Origin of the sequence: Bradyrhizobium sp. 17 (assembly GCF_023073515.1) — a bacterium.
Classification (GTDB): domain Bacteria; phylum Pseudomonadota; class Alphaproteobacteria; order Rhizobiales; family Xanthobacteraceae; genus Bradyrhizobium; species Bradyrhizobium canariense_D.
The window spans coordinates 13,483-31,207 of sequence record NZ_JADPJQ010000109.1; the positions used below are offsets into that span (position 1 = coordinate 13,483).

At 63.2% G+C, this 17,725-nt stretch carries 15 protein-coding genes and 1 pseudogene; 12 read left to right on the forward strand and 4 right to left on the reverse strand.

Annotated elements, in window-relative coordinates:
• Positions 1-255 precede the first annotated feature (255 nt).
• From panD to IVB13_RS22140, 4 genes and pseudogenes are all read left to right on the forward strand, one after another.
• A complete protein-coding gene (gene panD, locus IVB13_RS22125; RefSeq protein WP_247490474.1) occupies positions 256-711 on the forward strand; it encodes an aspartate 1-decarboxylase in 456 nt (151 codons plus the stop codon).
• Between the two features lie 25 nt (positions 712-736).
• Positions 737-1,621, forward strand: coding sequence for a 3-methyl-2-oxobutanoate hydroxymethyltransferase (gene panB, locus IVB13_RS22130; protein WP_231142510.1), 885 nt, complete (start codon positions 737-739; stop codon positions 1,619-1,621).
• A gap of 2 nt (positions 1,622-1,623) precedes the next feature.
• Positions 1,624-2,393: pseudogene (locus IVB13_RS22135) on the forward strand (pantoate--beta-alanine ligase).
• A gap of 1,003 nt (positions 2,394-3,396) precedes the next feature.
• Entirely contained in the window at positions 3,397-3,846 is a 450-nt protein-coding gene (locus IVB13_RS22140) for a hypothetical protein (protein ID WP_247490476.1), read from the forward strand.
• 275 nt (positions 3,847-4,121) lie between these two features.
• Here the strand turns inward: IVB13_RS22140 and IVB13_RS22145 are convergent, their stop codons facing one another.
• From IVB13_RS22145 to IVB13_RS22160, 4 genes are all read right to left on the reverse strand, one after another.
• The gene (locus tag IVB13_RS22145; RefSeq protein ID WP_247490478.1) at positions 4,122-4,943 is read right to left on the reverse strand and encodes an IclR family transcriptional regulator; all 822 of its coding nucleotides are present in this window, start codon (positions 4,941-4,943) and stop codon (positions 4,122-4,124) included.
• 120 nt (positions 4,944-5,063) lie between these two features.
• Positions 5,064-6,158, reverse strand: a complete 1,095-nt coding sequence (locus IVB13_RS22150; protein WP_247490480.1) for an extracellular solute-binding protein — start codon at positions 6,156-6,158, stop codon at positions 5,064-5,066.
• 26 nt (positions 6,159-6,184) lie between these two features.
• Positions 6,185-7,981, reverse strand: a complete 1,797-nt coding sequence (locus IVB13_RS22155; RefSeq protein ID WP_247490481.1) for an ABC transporter permease subunit — start codon at positions 7,979-7,981, stop codon at positions 6,185-6,187.
• Positions 7,978-9,132 (reverse strand): ABC transporter ATP-binding protein, encoded by a 1,155-nt coding sequence (locus tag IVB13_RS22160; protein WP_247490483.1) that lies wholly within the window; start codon positions 9,130-9,132, stop codon positions 7,978-7,980. The genes IVB13_RS22155 and IVB13_RS22160 overlap by 4 nt, the downstream gene beginning before the upstream one ends.
• A 246-nt stretch (positions 9,133-9,378) precedes the next feature.
• On the opposite strand from IVB13_RS22160, the gene IVB13_RS22165 reads away from it, so the two are divergent.
• Genes IVB13_RS22165 through IVB13_RS22200 form a run of 8 tightly spaced genes read left to right on the forward strand, consistent with a single transcriptional unit; the run spans position 9,379 to position 17,136 of the window.
• Positions 9,379-10,188, forward strand: a complete 810-nt coding sequence (locus IVB13_RS22165) for a CoA transferase (protein WP_247490640.1) — start codon at positions 9,379-9,381, stop codon at positions 10,186-10,188.
• A complete protein-coding gene (locus IVB13_RS22170; RefSeq protein ID WP_247490486.1) occupies positions 10,188-10,946 on the forward strand; it encodes a CoA transferase in 759 nt (252 codons plus the stop codon). Before IVB13_RS22165 ends, IVB13_RS22170 begins: the two co-directional genes overlap by 1 nt.
• Positions 10,943-13,255 (forward strand): molybdopterin-dependent oxidoreductase, encoded by a 2,313-nt coding sequence (locus IVB13_RS22175; RefSeq protein ID WP_247490488.1) that lies wholly within the window; start codon positions 10,943-10,945, stop codon positions 13,253-13,255. The genes IVB13_RS22170 and IVB13_RS22175 overlap by 4 nt, the downstream gene beginning before the upstream one ends.
• A 14-nt stretch (positions 13,256-13,269) precedes the next feature.
• Positions 13,270-13,839 (forward strand): peroxidase-related enzyme, encoded by a 570-nt coding sequence (locus IVB13_RS22180; RefSeq protein ID WP_247490490.1) that lies wholly within the window; start codon positions 13,270-13,272, stop codon positions 13,837-13,839.
• A 22-nt stretch (positions 13,840-13,861) separates the two neighbouring features.
• Positions 13,862-14,626 carry a hypothetical protein gene (locus IVB13_RS22185; RefSeq protein ID WP_247490492.1) on the forward strand — a complete coding sequence of 255 codons (765 nt, stop codon included), beginning with the start codon at positions 13,862-13,864 and terminating at the stop codon, positions 14,624-14,626.
• Between the two features lie 19 nt (positions 14,627-14,645).
• Positions 14,646-15,338 (forward strand): L-fuculose-phosphate aldolase, encoded by a 693-nt coding sequence (locus tag IVB13_RS22190; protein WP_247490495.1) that lies wholly within the window; start codon positions 14,646-14,648, stop codon positions 15,336-15,338.
• 36 nt (positions 15,339-15,374) lie between these two features.
• Positions 15,375-16,337, forward strand: coding sequence for a sugar kinase (locus IVB13_RS22195; RefSeq protein WP_247490497.1), 963 nt, complete (start codon positions 15,375-15,377; stop codon positions 16,335-16,337).
• A gap of 52 nt (positions 16,338-16,389) precedes the next feature.
• Positions 16,390-17,136, forward strand: coding sequence for an SDR family NAD(P)-dependent oxidoreductase (locus tag IVB13_RS22200; RefSeq protein ID WP_247490498.1), 747 nt, complete (start codon positions 16,390-16,392; stop codon positions 17,134-17,136).
• Positions 17,137-17,725: the final 589 nt, after the last annotated feature.

Here is a 17,725-nt window from a genome sequence, read left to right on the forward strand (position 1 = left end):
GTTCCTGCCAGCGGCGCATCGCTCGCGGGTACTTGAGACGTCGGCGCCCAGCTCGAGGCAACTCCGCCTTTCACATGGCGATTGGGTAGGAAGTTCTTACGTGATGATCGCGCGACCATTGGACGTTTTTAAGCGTTGGGTCGCAATTTTTGAGAGATATGTTTCATTTTTCTCATCGAGGTTGACAGTTTTATCTCGTGCTCCGTAGGAATGCCCGGCTTTGGGGATGCGTGCGAGGTTCGACGGAACTTTCAGATGAAAAAGGTGCTCGCCGCCAAACTTCACGGCATCCATGTCACGGAGGCCAATCTTCACTATCACGGCTCGATTACGCTCGATCCGGATCAGTGCCATGAGGCGGGGATTCTGCCGATGGAATTCGTGGAGATCTGGAACAAGAATTCCGGCGCGCGAATTTCGACCTATGTCATCTTTGGCGAACCCGGCTCACGTTGTTGTGTCCTCAATGGTGCCGCCGCGCGCACCAGCCACGTCGGCGACCAGATCATCGTCTGCAGTTCGACGTACGTGGATGGGGCGGAAATCGTTCGGCTGAAACCAAGAATTCTCGCCTTCGATCGCGACAACCACATTACCGATCGCATGACCTATTCCGTCACTCGGGATTGTGCCAAGCGCTATTGCGTCGAAATCCTGGGCGAGGCAGGCGACGCCAAGACCATACCACTTCGTGCCGCGGAATCGAACTGATGTCAGTCTTACGGTAGGAGTGGATATGAGCCACAGGTCCGAAACGGCGTTCGAGCGGGTCACGCTTCCAAGGCTGCAGCTGTGGAAGGAGGAGGGGCGGCGCCTCGTGATGACGACCGCCTATGATGCGGTCACCGCACGCATTGCGGATCCCATCGTGGATATGATCCTTGTCGGAGACAGCGTCGGCAACGTCTGCCTCGGATTCGACAATACGCTGCCGGTCAGCATGGCGATGATGAATCACCATCTCGAGGCGGTTGCGCGTGCGAAGCCTCGAGCCTTGCTCGTGGCCGATATGCCATTTCTGAGCTTTCACCTCAGTCCCGAGGACACGATACGTAACGCCGGAGGTTTCCTGCAGCGTGGCGCTGACGCCGTGAAGCTCGAGGGCGGATCCAAACGCGTCGCAATGATACGTGCCCTGGTCGAGTGCGAGATTCCCGTGATGGGTCATCTCGGCCTGACCCCGCAGAGCGTCAATGCAATGGGCGGATTCAAGGTGCAGGGCCGCAAGGCCGATGACGCCTTGCGCCTGCTCGACGACGCCCATCGCCTGCAGGAGGCCGGCTGCTTCGCTCTGGTCCTGGAAGGCATCCCGACCGAGCTCGCTGCGCGAGCGACGGAAACGCTGACGATACCGACCATCGGGATTGGCGCAGGTCCTGGTTGTTCGGGGCAGGTGCTGGTGTTCCACGACGTGCTCGGCTTGATTGAAGGCCATGTCCCGAGATTCGTTCGGACCTACGCCGACGGCTTTCGGGTGTTGCAGGAGGCGCTGTCGCGTTGGGTTGCCGATGTCCGCAACGGTACATTTCCGGCACCGCAAGAATCCTATCGGCTTCCCGAAGGCATAGGTGAGACGATCGCAAACTGGGCGCCTTCCAACCGAACCCGATGTGAAGCGTAGAAATGCAGACAATCACGACGTCGCCGAGCTTCGCAGCGCGCTCGCGGACGCTCACAAAGCCGACAAACGTGTCGGACTTGTACCGACAATGGGCTATCTGCACGACGGCCATTTGGCGCTGATCGAGGCCAGCCGGGCGCAATGCGACGTCACCGTGGTCAGCATCTTCGTCAATCCCATCCAGTTCGGGCCACGCGAGGATCTAAGTACGTATCGGCGCGACTTCCAGCGCGATGAGAAGCTATGCCGCGATGCCGGTGTTACGATCGTCTTCGCGCCGGCTTCACAAGAAATCTATCCTGCTCAATTCGAGACCTTCGTCGAACCGGGCGAGCTCGCGAAACCGCTTTGCGGCGCTTTCGGGCAAAACGATTTTCAGCAGTGTGCGGTCGTGCGTCGGATGGCCATCGATCTGAATCTGCCGATCGAGATCGTGACCGTGCCGACCGTTCGGGAGGCGGACCGTCTCGCAATGAGCAGCCGTAACCGGTATCTCAGCGAGGAAGATCGGGGGCAGGCCCTCGCCATCAGTCGTGGACTGTTCGCCGCAGCGGAGGCGTTCGGCTTGGGAGAGCGGAACGTGGACAAGCTGGTTGCAATCGCCAAGAGGCATTTGGAAACGGTCGATCAGCTGCAATACCTCGAGCTCGTCGACGGCGACACGCTCAAGCCCGCGTCAAGTCCGCTGCACCGCCCCGCGGCGCTGTGCGTGGCCGCCTATGTCGGCTCGACGCGGCTTATCGACAACGTGATACTTCAGCCAACTCCATAGTGCGACAGAGGCGAAAGAATGGTTTTGATTGAAGCTGTCCGACGCGAAGCGCCTCAGGCAGGCCGTCCTCACTTTCGTAGGGCGGCTGAACGGATCATCTTCGAAGAAGTGCAGTTTCGGCGCGCGGACCGTCAGGTTCTTGCCATTCCCGAGCTTCGCCTGGACGAGCGCCGGATCGGCCTGGTTGGTGACAATGAGAAGGGGCGCGCGGTGCTCGAGCTCATGGAAGCTCGGCCTTCTGAAGCCGAGGCCGGAAGGCAGGCAGCTGGAGCCGAGCCGCCGCCCACCACACCCGCGGCTCGTCTTCCTGCCTCGACCCGGCTCGGGCGGGATCAACGCCGTCAGCGCCGCCGAGCCGCCCGCGAACGGGCGCTCCTCCTGAGCGGCTTCCGTCGAGCCTCTGGTCATCCGGGAAAACCGAAAATCGTTTGCCCAAGGCTCGAATCTACCGAAAGGATAATTGCGAATAAAAAGGTCCGAGGTTCCCGCTGCAGCGTCAGGGCGCGAACAGGTACTCGGACACATCGCCGAATTACAGATCAGCTCGGCGTCGCCGAGTTCACCGGTTCGCGGATCGCCCGTGGCTGAACGCGACCGCCTGCGCAGCCGGGTTTTCGCGAGAGAGCTTCGGCTCGCATGACGGCGACATCCGCTCGCGGGTGGCTCGTTCATCCCGTCATGAAACGAGTTCGAGTCTTTCCCGGGGGCCTTTTCCGCCTCATGCGAACCGGAGAAGCGCCCTTCGCGCAGAGAAATCGGACGAGGTTTGTAGCTGTTCTCGCGGTCAACGCCCGCAACGAAATCGCAATGAATTGGGTGAAACGACCGCGAACAAAACGGGACGGGAACGACTGCCACACCAAGAAATATCAATAACTTAAAAGATACTCACTGCGTTCGGGACGCAGGGCATCGGAAGCCGTGGCGCTATTTCGGTGGAAAAGCCGCCAAGGCACGGAGTGCGAGAAGGAAGCCACGTATTCTACCCTGAAGGGAGAATCGCATGGCACCATTTGACAAAACACCTCGCGACCTGCCGTACATGGCAGGCTGGTTTGAGCCTGGCCTGCTAATCAAACTGCTTTGGCGCGTCATCGTCTCCGATGTATTCGGGCAGTATGCTGATCGTCGCTTAGTGCTGGCGGCGCTCGACCCCGTCGATCCCAAGGAGTTGGTCCGGCGTGCACAGCAATTCATGCCGGGCAACGACAATGAGGAAGTGTGGGCCTTTACACCTGACGAGGAAGGGGCCGTTTGGATCGACTATGTCGCGGACCTTGGCGACGGCTTCGATGCGACCTACGCCATGGCGTCCCTGCTGGCACGAGAAACGCTTCGCTTCGAAGGCAAGGATTTAGCGAGCGAAACGGACGCTGGGGAGATCTGCTGCTCATTTCGTAGCGAGGCGATCCCTGCGCGAGGGACTTCCTGGGCGTCTCCGAAGCCGAACTGATCTCCTTGGTAAATCATACGCCTCTTAATCAGCAGGTCCCAGGTTCGAGTCCTGGCGCGCCCACCAAATAAGTCAGGACGTTAGCGAGCAAAGCCGTTCAAGAGCGCCGGACTGAAGCGGTTTTTCAAGCGGTGTTTTGCCACGCTGCACACGAAGTGACCCTCAATAACGTGGTGAAGGCCTGCGAATCGGGCTCGTGCGATCGCTTCTGACGCTCTGCATGTCATCTTGGGACCATCGCGGCACCGGGGGCGGTGAATCCGGCGACGGCAAGATCAAGGGGCGCGTCGTGATTGATGTGAAGGCGCAGGATCCGACGATCGGCTTTTGATGGCGGGGTATGCCGCCGGCCTGGAATAGCCAAGGGCGGCGCCGATGGTTCGGGCTGCCTCCATCACGTGAACTGAATATTCCTTGATCTGCTTGCGCTTGATGCGGGTGTCGGGGCCGGACATGCCGATCGCTCCGACGAGTTCGCCGGAGCGGCCGAGGATCGCACAAGCGCAGGCCGCGATGCCCTCGCGCCACTCGCCATGCAGCACGGAGGAGTAACCCTGCGCGCGCGCCAGCTCGATGTCTTCGCGCAGCTCCTCGATCGTCGTTCGCGTCGCTTCGGTGTACCGCCGGAGATGCGGCCGGAAACGTTCGAGGTAGTCATCCGGCATATGTGCGAGCATCGCCTTTCCTGTCGCCATGGTGAAGGCGGGGGCACGCATACCCACGCTGGTATGGGCGCGAATATGGTGAGCGCTTTCGATCTTGTCGACGTAGACGACTTCGGTGTCCTCGAGCACCGAAAGATGAATGGTTTCGCCGGTGATCTCGGCGAGTTTCATCATCGCCGGTCGCGCGACGTTGATGAGGTCCATCCGGTGGATGACGTGGCTGCCCAGCGCCCAGATCTTGGTCGTGAGTTCATACATGCTGTGCGGGGGGATCTGGCGCACATAGCCTTGGGACTGCAACGTCATAAGCAGCCGATGCACGTTGCTCTTGGTGAGTTTCAACTCGCTCGCGAGGTCCGTGACCCCGCGAGGTTGCTCGCTCAGAGCAAGCGTTTCCAGCAGGCGCAGTCCCTTGATGAAGGCCTTGTCCATCCGTCTCCCGAAATAGAATGATCTCTCGTCCGATCTAGCATGGCCGGGCGGTCGGCCATAGTCCCGCGGATCGGATGTCCCCGATCCTTGCGAATCGGGGACATCTGCGGATCAGCCTGCCTATTGAGCCAGCAAGGCGTTGAGCTTCTCCTGCCCGTACTCTTCGTTGGTGGAGTTTCCGGCCGGCGAAGCTGCGCCCCAGTAATCCGGGCTCCATTCGATCGCTTTCGAGATGTTGTCCGGGTTGTTGGCCCAGTAGCGGGCGAGCTTCTTGTCGGTGGCGGCCTCGAACACGACCCGGGAGGGAAGGGCGACCGGGAAGGTCGAGGTGAGCTGCGCCGCGCGCTTGGGCTCAAGCCGCCAGGACAGCAGTTTCAGCGCGTTGTCGTAGTTTGGCGCCCCCTTGGGGATCGAGAAGAAGTCGTAGTAGACGAAGCCCTGGTTGAAGGTCAGGTCGATCGGCGCGCCTTCCAGGGCGAGCTTGCTCATCGAGCCGGTGTAGGCCATGCACATGTCGGCCTCGCCGTCGAGCAGGAGTTGCGGCGGCTGTGCGGACGTCGTCCACCATTTGGCGATGTGCGGCTTGATCTCCTTGACCTTCTTCAGCGCCCGCTCCATGTCGATCGGGTAGAGCTTGCTCTTCTCCACGCCGTCGGCCATCAGCGCCGCTTCGAACACGAAACGCGGCCAGGCCGGCATGCAGCGCCGGCCGGGGAATTTCTTCACGTCCCAGAAGTCGGCCCAGCTCGTCGGTACGTTTTCGCCCTTGTACTTGTCCTTGTTGTAGACGAGGCCGACGCCGATCACCTGCAAGGCCACGCCCTTCTTGCGCTTCAAATTGTCCGGCATCGCCGCCAGCGTCTGTTTCGCCCCGTCCGACAGCTTGGAATAGTCGATATCGGCCAGGCAGCAGTCGCCGAGCAGCTTCGTCTCCTGGTCGAAGATGAACGTCAGGTCCCATTGCGCCTTGCCGGCTTCGGCCTGAGCCTTGATGCGCGGGCCGCTACGGGCTTCCTGGACGGTGACGACCTTGATGCCGGTCTCCTTCTCGAACGGGTCGTACATGACCTTGCGCAATGCATCGCCATACCCGCCGCCCGGATCCTGCATGATCACGACGTTGCTCTGTGCTTGAGCCAGACCCGTTCCCATCGCGACGAACAGGGCCGAGGCCAATACGGAAGCCGATAGCCGCCAGCGTTTCATTCCCAACATTTTCTCTTTCCTCCAGTTGAAATCGATCATTGTGACGTCGCCTTCCGCGACGTCGCGAGAACGGGGCGTGCAAGGGCGAGCCCTGCGACCACCAGCAGCACCTCCAGCGTCGAGACCACGGCCAGCACCGGGTTGAGCCGATAGTTGACGTCGCCCCACAGCATGAGCGGAAGCGTCTTCAGCTCCGCGCTCGACAGGAACAGCGTCAGCACCAGTTCGTCGAACGAATGCAGGAAGGCGAAGAACGTCGCTGCGGCAAGCCCCGGCATGATGGCCGGCAGCGTCACCAGGCGGAACACTGTCAGCGAGGACGCGCCATGGACGGCCGCTGCCTGCTCGAGCCTGGTATCGACGCCTTGAAGCGAGGCGGACAGGATCACCACGACGAGGGGAAGGCCGCCGATCGCATGCGCGGCGGCAAGGCCGAACACGGAGCCGACGAGATCGAAACGCAGGAACAGGCTGTAAAGCGACAGGCCGAGCACGACCGGAGGAACGATGATCGGACTTACGAGAAGCAGCATGATGGCTGATTTGCCGCGAATGTCGCTCCTGACGATGCCGAGGGCCGCGGAGGCGCCCAGCGAGATCGCGATGGCGGCCGACATCGCCGCGACGACCAGGGATGTCCAGAACGCCCGCATCCAGTTCGAATCGGAGAAGAACTGCTCATACCAGCGCAATGAAAAGCCCGGCGGCGGGAAGGTCAGATAGCTCGCGCTGCTGAAGGAAATGATCATCACCACGATGATCGGCAGGATGAGAATGGCAATGACCAGGCCGCCCATGACGCGCACGGTCCAGGTCCCGCAGCTTCCCGGCAGCCGCCCGAACAGCCGCAGGAGCGGCCAACCGATGAAATCGGCAACCGACGCGCCGAGACTGCGGCGGCCGGCATCGCCCGTGTGGCGGTCGGTGGCTCTCGGCACGGCCTCCGTCAGCTTGCGGCCGCCCCAGATGAACTCGAAGCCGAGGAAACGTCCGGCCACCGCGACCACCGCCAACGTGATCGTCAGCAGCACCACGCCCAAGGCTTGCAGGAATCCCTCCGACGTGACCGAGTCCGCCTGCTGGGTGATATGCATGGCAAACATCTGGTCACCGGGTCCCCCGAGCAGGGTCGGCGTAATGAAGAAGCCGATCGCGGCGACGAAGACCAACAGGAAGCCGGCGCCCATCCCGGGCAAGGTCAGCGGAAGCAACACGCGCCAGAACGCCGCAAGAGGCCCGGCGCCGCTGGCCAGCGCCGCGCGCGTCAGGCTTTGGTCGAGGCGCGCTACGCTGGAATAGATCGTCAGCACCATCAGCGGCAGAAGCACCGCGGTCATGCCGAGAAGCACCGTGCCGCGGTTGAACAGCAGCTGCACCGGCTCGCTCAATATGCCGATCGAGACCAGCAGCTTGTTGACCGGCCCGTTGCGGCCGAGCAGGACCATCCAGGCGTAGGTCCGGATCAGGATGGCGATGAAATAGGGCAGCACGATCGCGGTCGCGATCAGGACCTGGGCAATGCCGCGACTGCGGTGAATGAGCAACGCAGTCGGATATCCGAACAGCAGGCACAGGCCCGCGACGGTCACCGAGATCTGCAGCGTGCGGACGAGCGAATCCCAATAGAGCGGTATCGCGAACACCCGCGCGAAATACGACGACCACGACGGTCCGCTGACGCTGATACGGATCAGATCGATCAGCGGGAGGAGATAGATGAAGGCCAGGAAGGCAAGCGCCGGCAGCAGCAGCAGCGCCGGATCCTTCAGCCTCCTGACGAGATCAAGCTCCGCAGGACGGTCCGCCTGGACGCCGATCGATGCCGAGCTCATGCAAGCACCCAGCAGTCCGCTGCGCCCCAGCTCACGTGCAGACGATCCCCGACGGAGGGCAGGGGCCGGTCCGCCATGTCCGTGCACCTGATCAGGAGCGGCTCTCCGCCCTCCATGTGAGCCTCGATCCGCAGGATCTCGCCCAGGAAGATGGCAGACGTGACGCTGACGGGCGCGGAATTCGCAGTCGGCTCGTTCGATACGGCAATGCGTTCCGGACGCACCAGCACGGTTGCGCGCCCGACGTCGATCGTGTCGCGGCTTTCGGCGCTGAACACGTATCCCGCGCGGTTCTTCATCGTCAGCGTCGATCCGCGCTTCTGCAGAATCTCCGCTTCGATCAGGTTGCTCTCGCCGACGAACGAGGCGACGAAGCGATCCGTTGGATGTCGATAGATGTCCAGCGGGCGGCCAATCTGGACGATCTTGCCTGCGTTGAGCACGGCGATGCGGTCGCTCATGGTCAGGGCTTCGCCCTGGTCATGGGTGACGAACAGGATCGTGCTGCCGATGGTCCGGTGCAGGTCGCGAATCTCGATCTGGATCGACTCGCGCAACCGCCTGTCGAGGGCGCTGAGCGGCTCGTCCATCAGCACGACCCTGGGCCTCCTGACGATGGCGCGGGCGATCGCGACGCGCTGTTGCTGCCCGCCCGACATCTGCGAGGGGGACTTCGTCGCATGCTCCGTCAGGCGCATGATTTCCAGCGTCTCGGCGACGCGTCGGTCCGTGGTTGCCCGGTCGACGCCCGCCATGCGAAGCGGAAACGCGACGTTCTGGCTCACCGTCATGTTGGGAAACAGCGCGTAGCTCTGGAAGACCATGCCGAAGCCGCGCTTGTGCGTGGGCACGTTGTGGACGGGCTTGCCGTCGACGAGGATCTCGCCGCTGTCGAGGCTTTGGAATCCGGCCACGAGGTTGAGCAGCGTCGTCTTGCCGCTGCCGGAAGGGCCAAGGAGCGTGATGAATTCACCCGGCTCGATGTCGATGCTGATCCGGTCGACCGCATGAAAGCTGCCGTATCGCTTCACGGCGTCGCGGACGGCGATGCTCGATCCGATGGTGCCGCGCTCCCGTGGGAGGCCGCTTGGCGACGTCCGAGCGCCTGCGTCGCCGGAGCGCGTTGTGCGCAGAGCCGCGGGCTCACCCATTCTTCTCCTCCCAATTGTTCTATATTGTAGAACGTTATTCCAATTATTGTTGGCGTAGCGCGCGCACTTGTCAAGTCGCGCCGTTCAGCCGCGACGCAGCCGCGCGCGCCGCGATCGCCTGCGCAGGTGACATCCCCTGCAAACAAAGGCCTATCCGGTGAAGCCAGATTGACAGTCGCGTTCAAATCCGTCTAACATTTATTTGGAATAGCGTTCTACAGTATAGAACAACTCGCAGGGAGGATGATGGTGTTGAGCGAGCCTCGCGCAATGGCGAAGCACATCGAGCCGGGCATGCGCGTGGCGCTGCCGGTCGATTACGCCGGCGTCTCCATGGCCATGACGCGGCCGATCATCGAGCATGGCGCGGGCGATCTCGATCTCGTATGCGTGCCGACCGGCGGATTGCAGGTCGACCAGCTCGTCGGCGCGGGTCTGGTCCGGACGGTGGAGACCAGCGCGGTCTCGCTCGGCGAAGCGGGCGGAGCGCCCCGCTTCAACGCCGCCGTCAAGGAAGGCGCGGTTCGACTCAAGGACGCGACGTGTCCTGCCATCCACGCGGGCCTGATGGCGGCGCAGAAGGGCAGTCCCTTCATGCCGCTCCGGGGGCTGATCGGAACGGATCTGCTCCGGCACCGAGACGATTGGCGCGTCGTCGACAATCCAATGGCGGACGGAGGCGATCCGATCGTGCTGATTCCCGCCATCAAGCCCGACGTCACGATCTTCCACGTGCCGATGGCCGATCGCTTCGGCAATGTCTGGATCGGACGGCGCCGCGAGCTTGCCGCGATGGCCTACGCCTCGCGGATCGCGCTCGTCACGGTGGAGCGCATCGTCGAGGAGAATCTGCTTGCGGACGAGATGACCGCTGCCGGCGTGCTGCCCGCGCTCTACGTCACGGCGGTGGCGCTTGCCCCGAAGGGGGCGTGGCCCTATGGCCTGTGGGGCGAGTATCCGACGGACAGCGCGGAGATCGCACGCTACGCGAAGGCCGCGCGAACGGCCGACGGCTTCTCCGCCTATATGGACCAGGCGCAGATGGAGCCTGCGTGATGGCCGAGGTCCTCCCTCGCGAAGTGCTGATCTGCACGATCGCTCGGCTGCTCGATGGCGTCAGGCACGTTGCCGTAGGGGCGTCCTCTCCGATTCCCGCCGCCGGCGCGATGCTGCTGCGTGCAATGACGGAGGCGGAGGGTGCCGTCGGTCCGCGCATCTCCATTCTCGGCTCCGTCGAGCACAATTTCTTCACCAACGGTTCGGCGGAACTGTTCGATTGCGCGGGTCAAGGCCGGATCGATGCGTTCTTCCTCGGCGGCGGCCAGATCGACGGCTTCGGCAACGTGAACCTCGTCGGCGCCGGGGAGTATCCGCGATCGAGCGTGCGCTGGCCCGGCTCGTTCGGGTCGGCCTATCTCTATTTCGTCGTACCGCGCGTCATCCTGTTCCGGGAGGAGCATACGCCGCGTGTTTTCGTCGAGAAGGTGGACTTCATCAGTGCCCCAGGTGTCAGTCCGGTCGGAGTTTTTCGGACCGGCGGTCCTATTGCCCTGCTGACCGGCAAAGGCCTCTTCCGCTTCGACAAGACGCGGCCGGGCTTCGAGCTGGAGAGTGTCCATCCCGGGCATGATCTCGCGGAGATCAAAGCGGCGACCGGCTTCCGGTTCGCCCATGACGCCGAGCCGCGGCAGACCGCACGGCCCGATCGAGCGACACTCGACCTGCTCCGCGGCCGCGTGTTCGACGAACTCGCCGAGACCTATCCCGAATTCGCCGCGCAGATGCGGCGCGAGCTTGGGACGGTTGACGCATGAGCGAGGTCAAGCGGGTCCCGCACTGCAGTCATTGGGGTGCGTATAAGATCCTCGTCGAGGATAATCGCATCATTGGCGTCGAGCCGTTCGAGCACGATCCGGCTCCTTCCCCGATCATCCATTCTGTCGCCGAATGGGCGAACCCGGCGCGTCGCGTTCTGCGCCCGATGGTCCGTTCCGGCTGGCTGGACAAGCGCGAGAAGAGCGATCGCCGGGGCCGCGGCCGGGAGAAGTTCGTGCCGGTCAGCTGGGACGAGGCAACGACGCTGGTGTCGGATGAAGTGCGTCGCGTCGCCGGCACCTTCGGCAATGCGTCGATCTTCGCCGGCTCCTACGGTTGGACGAACTCGGGCCGCCTGCACCATGCCTCGTCGCTTCTGAAGCGCATGCTCAACCTGGTCGGCGGCTTCACCAGGCATGTCGACACCTATTCGATCGCGGCAGGCCCCGTGATCCTGCGGCACACGCTGGGCAGCGACGACGCGTGCGGCGGCCGCGCCAACACGCTCGACACCATCGCGCAGCACACCGAAACGCTGGTGGTGTTCGGCGCGCTCTCGCCTCGAACCGCGCAGAACGAGGCCGGCGGAATCGGCAGCCACCGGCTTGAAACCTATCTCAGGAAAATCGTCGCGCGCGGCGTGAAGGTCATTCATGTCTCGCCGCTGAAGGACGATCTGCCCGACTGGGTCAATGCCGAATGGTGGCCGATCCGCCCGAACACCGACACTGCGCTGATGCTCGGCCTTGCCGGCGAGATCGTGAAAGCGGGACGGCACGATACGGATTTCCTGGCGCGCTGCACCAGCGGCGCGGATCGCCTGCTTCGCTATCTCGAAGGCGAGGCGGATGGTGTCCGCAAGGAGGCGGTTTGGGCTGCGGGCATCTGCGGCCTCGATGCGGAGAAGATCGCCGGGCTCGCAAGGCGCCTGGTCGACACGCGCAGCATGCTGACCGTGAGCTGGAGCCTGCAGCGCGCCCATCATGGCGAGCAGCCGTTCTGGGCGGCGCTCGGACTCGCGTCGGTTGCGGGCCAGATCGGATTGCCGGGCGGCGGCGTCGGCTACGGCTACGCCTCCCTGGGGGGCGTGGGAGCGCCGCTCAACCTGGCCCGGTCTCCGGCCATCTCGCAGCTGACCAGACCGATCGACAGCTTCATCCCGGTGGCGCGGATCACCGACATGCTGCTCAATCCCGGCCGGCCATTCAGCTATGAAGGCGAGATCCGCACTTATCCGGATACGAGGCTGGTCTACTGGGCGGGCGGCAATCCTTACCACCATCATCAGGATCTCAATCGCCTGTCGGACGCCTGGACGAGGCCCGAGACGATCATCGTGCAGGATCCGATGTTCACGGCGACAGCTCAGCGCGCGGACATCGTGCTGCCGGCAACCACGTCGATCGAGCGCAACGATCTTGCCGGCAACAGGCGTTCCGACTTCATCCTGGCGATGAAGCAGGCAATCGAGCCGCTCGGCGAATCCCGCTCCGACTTCGAGATCTTCAACGCCATTGCAGGCAAGCTCGGGGTGGCCGATCGCTTCAACGAGGGCCGGGACGAGATGGGCTGGGTCCGGCATCTCTACGAAGCGTGCCGCAGCGACGCTGAGGAGCGCTTCGATTTCACGATGCCTGATTTCGATGCGTTCTGGGAAGCCGGCTATGCTCGCTGCCCGGTCAAGGCCGAGCACACCTTCCTCGCCGACTTCCGCAACGAGCCGGACGCCCATGCGCTGAGGACCGAAAGTGGAAAGATCGTGCTTGGCAGCGAGACTCTGGCCAGGCTGGACTATGCCGATTGTCGCTCGCATCCGGCGTGGATCGAGCCGGCTGAATGGCTCGGCAACGCCGCCGATGCCGGCCAGATGCACCTCATCTCGCACCAGCCGGTCGGCCGTCTTCACAGCCAGCTCGAAACCGGCGCATCGAGCAGGGCCATGAAGCGCAACGGCCGTGAACGGGCTCATCTGCATCCCGGCGACGCGGCTGCTCTCGGCATCGCCGATGGTCAGACGATCCGTATCTGGAACGGCCGCGGGGAGTGCCTGGCGACGGCCGAAATCACCGACAAGGTCCGCCGGAGCGTGCTGGTGCTCCCGACCGGCGCCTGGTTCACGCCGACCGGCAATAGCGGCCTCGAGGTTGCCGGCAATCCGAACGTGCTCACGCTCGATATCGGCACGTCTCAATTCGGCCAGGGCTGTTCCGCCCACACCTGCCTCGTGCGGGTCGAACCCTACGCCGCCGATCGGCGCGATGCGTTCGAGGCCTATCAGGAAACGCTCGTCGCGCTCGCGGCAGTCTAACAGGAGCTTGCAACATGTCTGCGCCCGCCATCAGCCGCTTTCCCGTCCCCGACATCGCGACCCTGCCTGCGGATATCCGCTCGCGGATCGAGGCGGTTCAGGAGAAGTCCGGTTTCGTGCCCAACGTCTTCCTGACGCTCGCGCATCGCCCGGACGAGTTTCGCGCGTTCTTCGCCTATCACGACGCGCTGATGGACAAGCCCGGGCCGATCACCAAGGCCGAGCGCGAGATGATCGTGGTGGCGACCAGCAGCGCCAATCAATGCCAGTATTGCGTCGTCGCACACGGCGCGATCCTGCGCGTGCGGGCGAAGAATCCGCAGATCGCGGACCAGGTCGCCGTCAACTATCGCAAGGCCGATATCACGGCGCGGCAAAGGGCGATGCTCGATTTCGCGATGAAGGTCTCGGCGCGCGCCTATGAGGTCGACGATGTCGACGTCCGGGATCTCGAGGGACACGGATTCACGGAGGAGGACGTCTGGGACATCGCGGCAATCGCTGCATTTTTCGGGATGTCGAACCGCCTCGCCAACGTCACCAGCATGCGTCCGAACGACGAATTCTTTGCGATGGGCCGCTGAACGCCTCGGACGAAGACCTGCAATGGTATCGCTTGTCATCGACAGACGCTTCCGGGGACCGCCGAACTCCGGCAACGGAGGCTATGTATGCGGATGTCTCGCAAGGCACGTCGCGGGAGACGCCGAAGTCACGTTACGCGCGCCGCCGCCGCTGGAGCGGCCGCTCGACGTCCTGATGCGGACTGACGGCGCCATCGAGTTGCACGAGAACGAGAAGCTGCTCGCGACGGCGCATGTAACGGGCATCGATGTGCCGGACGTTCCCAAAGTGAGCTACGAAGCCGCCGAAGAGGCGGTCAGCAGAACGCCTTACGACGAGCAGACCCACGACCTTCCGGCTTGCTTTGTCTGCGGCCCAGTCCGTGCCCATGGCGACGGTCTCCGGATCTTCGCAGGTCCGCTGCAGGCGGGAGCAGTCCCCGGCAAGCCCGTGGTGTTCGCGGCGTCCTGGATACCTCATGGCAGCCTGTCCGGCGACGACGGCTACGTCGCGCCCGAATTCGTCTGGGCCGCCCTCGATTGTCCGACCGGCTATTGCAGCGTGGGCGCCCGTCATTTGGGCTTGAAGGGTAATGAGACGGCCTTGCTCGGGCGCATGGCGGCGCGGATCAAGCGCCGGCCACGCCCCGGCGATCGTTGTGTGGTGACGGCCTGGCCGACCGGGCGGGAGGGCCGCAAGCTCTTTGCCGAGAGCGCTTTGTTGAGTTCGGAACAGGACGTGTTGGCGATGGCACGAACCACGTGGCTGCTGGTCGACCGTCAGGTTCAGCTTGGAGCAACGCCATGAATGAGAGTCGGAACAGCGCATGATCAGTCGCGAAACAGAGCTCGAGCTTCGTCAGTCCGTCATCGACGCATGTCGCGAGATGGCGGCGCAAGGCATCAACCAGGGGACGTCCGGAAACATCAGCGTTCGAACCGACGACGGCATGCTGCTCACGCCGTCCGGTCTTCCATACGACCGCATGAAGCCCGAGGACATCGTGGCCATGAAGTGGGATGGCTCATGGGCCGCGTCGGCCGGCAACGTTCCGTCGACGGAATGGCGTTTTCACCTCGACATCTTGAGATCGAAGCCGGAAGTCGGCGCCGTCGTGCACGCGCATCCGATCTTCTGCACTATCATCGCGATCATGAATCGCGCGATCCCTGCGATTCACTACATGATTGCTGCCGCCGGCGGCAACGACATCCCCTGCGCACCCTACGCCCAATACGGCACGGCCGAGCTGTCGCAGGCGGCCCTGGACGCGCTTCGCTATCGACGCGCCTGCCTGCTCGCCCATCACGGTCTGATCGCCACAGGTCCCAACCTGCGCAAGGCGATGTGGCTCGCGGTGGAGGTGGAGGTGCTTGCCAAGCAATATCACGGTTGCCTTCAACTTGGCTCTCCTCCGCTGCTGCCGGACGAGGAGATCGATAGCATCCTGAAGCGATGGGGGCAGTACGGCCTGCGCGACAATGACGGCGCGCTCAAGATTCCCCTGCAACCGAGCTAGATGAATCCCGCTCAAACCACTTTCCTGCGAGAACTCATGGCAAACACTCACGACGTCAGCGTCTGCGGCACATATATTCTGGATATTCTGGGGGTCCCGGTCACCGAGATTCCGCCCGGTGGCGGACGCTTGCTGATCGAAGAGATCCGGCTCGCGGTCGCAGGCACCGCCGGCGGAACGGTCGTGCCTTGCGCGCGTCTCGGTCTGAAGGCGCTCGCGGTTGGCGCCGTCGGCTCCGACGAGAAGGCAGACTGGATGCTGAACGCGCTGGAGCGGGAAGGCATCGACATCTCCCTCATGGAGCGGATGGCCGGCAGTCCGACCTCGGCCACGATCCTGCCGATCCGGCCCGACGGCTCGCGTCCGGTCATGCACGCAAGGGGCGCTTCTGCCCGCTGGCGGATCGCGCCCGAAACGCAAGTGGCCGCCTGCCGGAGCAAGATTTTGCATCTCGGCGGGGTCGGCTCCCTGCTCGCGATGGACGGAGCGCCATCCGTTGCCTTGCTCCGCGACGCGAAAGCGGCCGGCTGCACGACGACGCTCGATCTGATCCAGGCGCGAGGCGAAACGCTGGGGCTGGTCGAACCGTTGCTGCCTTACGTCGACTTCTTCATGCCGAGCATCGACGAGACCAGCGCGATGGTCGGAACCGACGATCCCGCCGCGTGTGCGCGGTTCTTCATCGAGAGGGGAGCGGGGGCCTGCGCCATCTCCCTCGGTGCCGATGGCTCTTTCGTGATGACACGCGACGGACGTCAGTTCACGGTGCCGGCGTTCGAGGTTGCGGTCCGCGATACTTCGGGATGCGGCGATTCCTACACGGGCGGTTTCATCGCCGGTCTCGCGCGCGACTGGGACTTGCTCGACTGCGCCAAGCTCGCGACCGCGACGGCCGCGATCGTCGCGACGGGGCTGGGCTCGGGCGCCAATCTCGTGTCGTTCGACGAGACCGTGAAGGCCATGAACAGCCTCCCCGTCCGCAAGCCGGCTCGCATCTGATCCATTCACACCATCAAGAAACAATCATCCGAACGACAGGGGAGAACGCAACATGGCCCGACATTCGATCGTGACGGGAGCAAGCCGCGGAATTGGCCGCGCGATAGCGCTTGGTCTTGCGAGGCGCGGCTACGATCTGGCGCTGACCGACATCGCTGCCCAGGAGAAGGTCCTCCTCGAGACCGTTTCCGAGGTCAAGGAGCTTGGTCGCCGCTGCATCCCGGTGCTGGGCGATGTCAGCGACGCCGCCGATTGCAGGCGCGCCGTGGCTGAAGCGGTCCGGGATCTCGGGCACGTCGACGTCCTCGTCAACAATGCGGGAATACTCAGGCTGGCGACCATCGACGAATTGACCACCGAAACCTGGGATCAGACGTTCGCCGTCAACACGCGCGGCGTGTTCCAGATGACCCAGGCCTTGGTGCCGCACATGAAGGAGCGCAAATACGGACGGATCGTCAACATTGCCTCGCTCGCGGCCCGAACGGGCGGTCCGGGACAGTCCCACTACGCCGCGTCGAAGTCGGCCGTGGTCGGCTTCACCCGGGTTTCGTCCATGGAGTTCGGAGGCTTCGGCATCACGGTCAATGCCGTATGCCCGGGCATCATCATGACGGAGATGGGGATGAACAATCTTCGCGATCCCGAGCGGGTCGCCTATTTCGAAAAGGTCACGGACCTGCACAGGCTCGGGCAGCCGGAAGACGTCGTCGGGCCCGTGGCGTTTTTCGCGTCCGATGATTCAGCGTTTGTGACCGGCCAAGCCCTTAACGTGGACGGAGGTATCTTCTACAGCTAGTAACGGGGGCGATCGCTCGTTCAGGCCCTTGTCTCAAACAGCAATTTGAGATGGTTGCGACTCCCCGACATGAACCTATCGATCGATGGCCTCGTAGTCGCCGCTGAACCCGTAGAATCCGAGTAGCGCGGGTTCGGATATCAGGCAGTGCAATCGCTAGATCGTGCGACGAATGCCGAATTTTAGTCGGATAAGCCCAGTGGTACGACCAGTAAGTCGTTGATTGTTCTCAATCCGTCGCTGTCTCTTAATCAGCGGGTCCCAGGTTCGAGCCCTGGTGCGCCCACCACCTTTAAGAGGTTGGCCCGCCAGGGCCCTTTTTTTTCCTCGATCGAACAAGTCTGGTGTCGTACGACGTTTTTGTGGTCTGACCCGGCATGGCCGGCTTGCTCCCACGACTTTTCCTCGCTTCTCTACCCTCACCCCTCCGATAGAGCCCTGAGATCAGATGATACAGGTCGAGGGCGTGCTTGTCGTAGAATGGGATACTAGGGCGAGCAAAGCGGGCGATCTGTTCTGCCCCGTCTCCATTTAGAGAAGCCGAAATTGTGCGATCCCAAGTGATCAGTGCCGTATCGATGTGGATGCG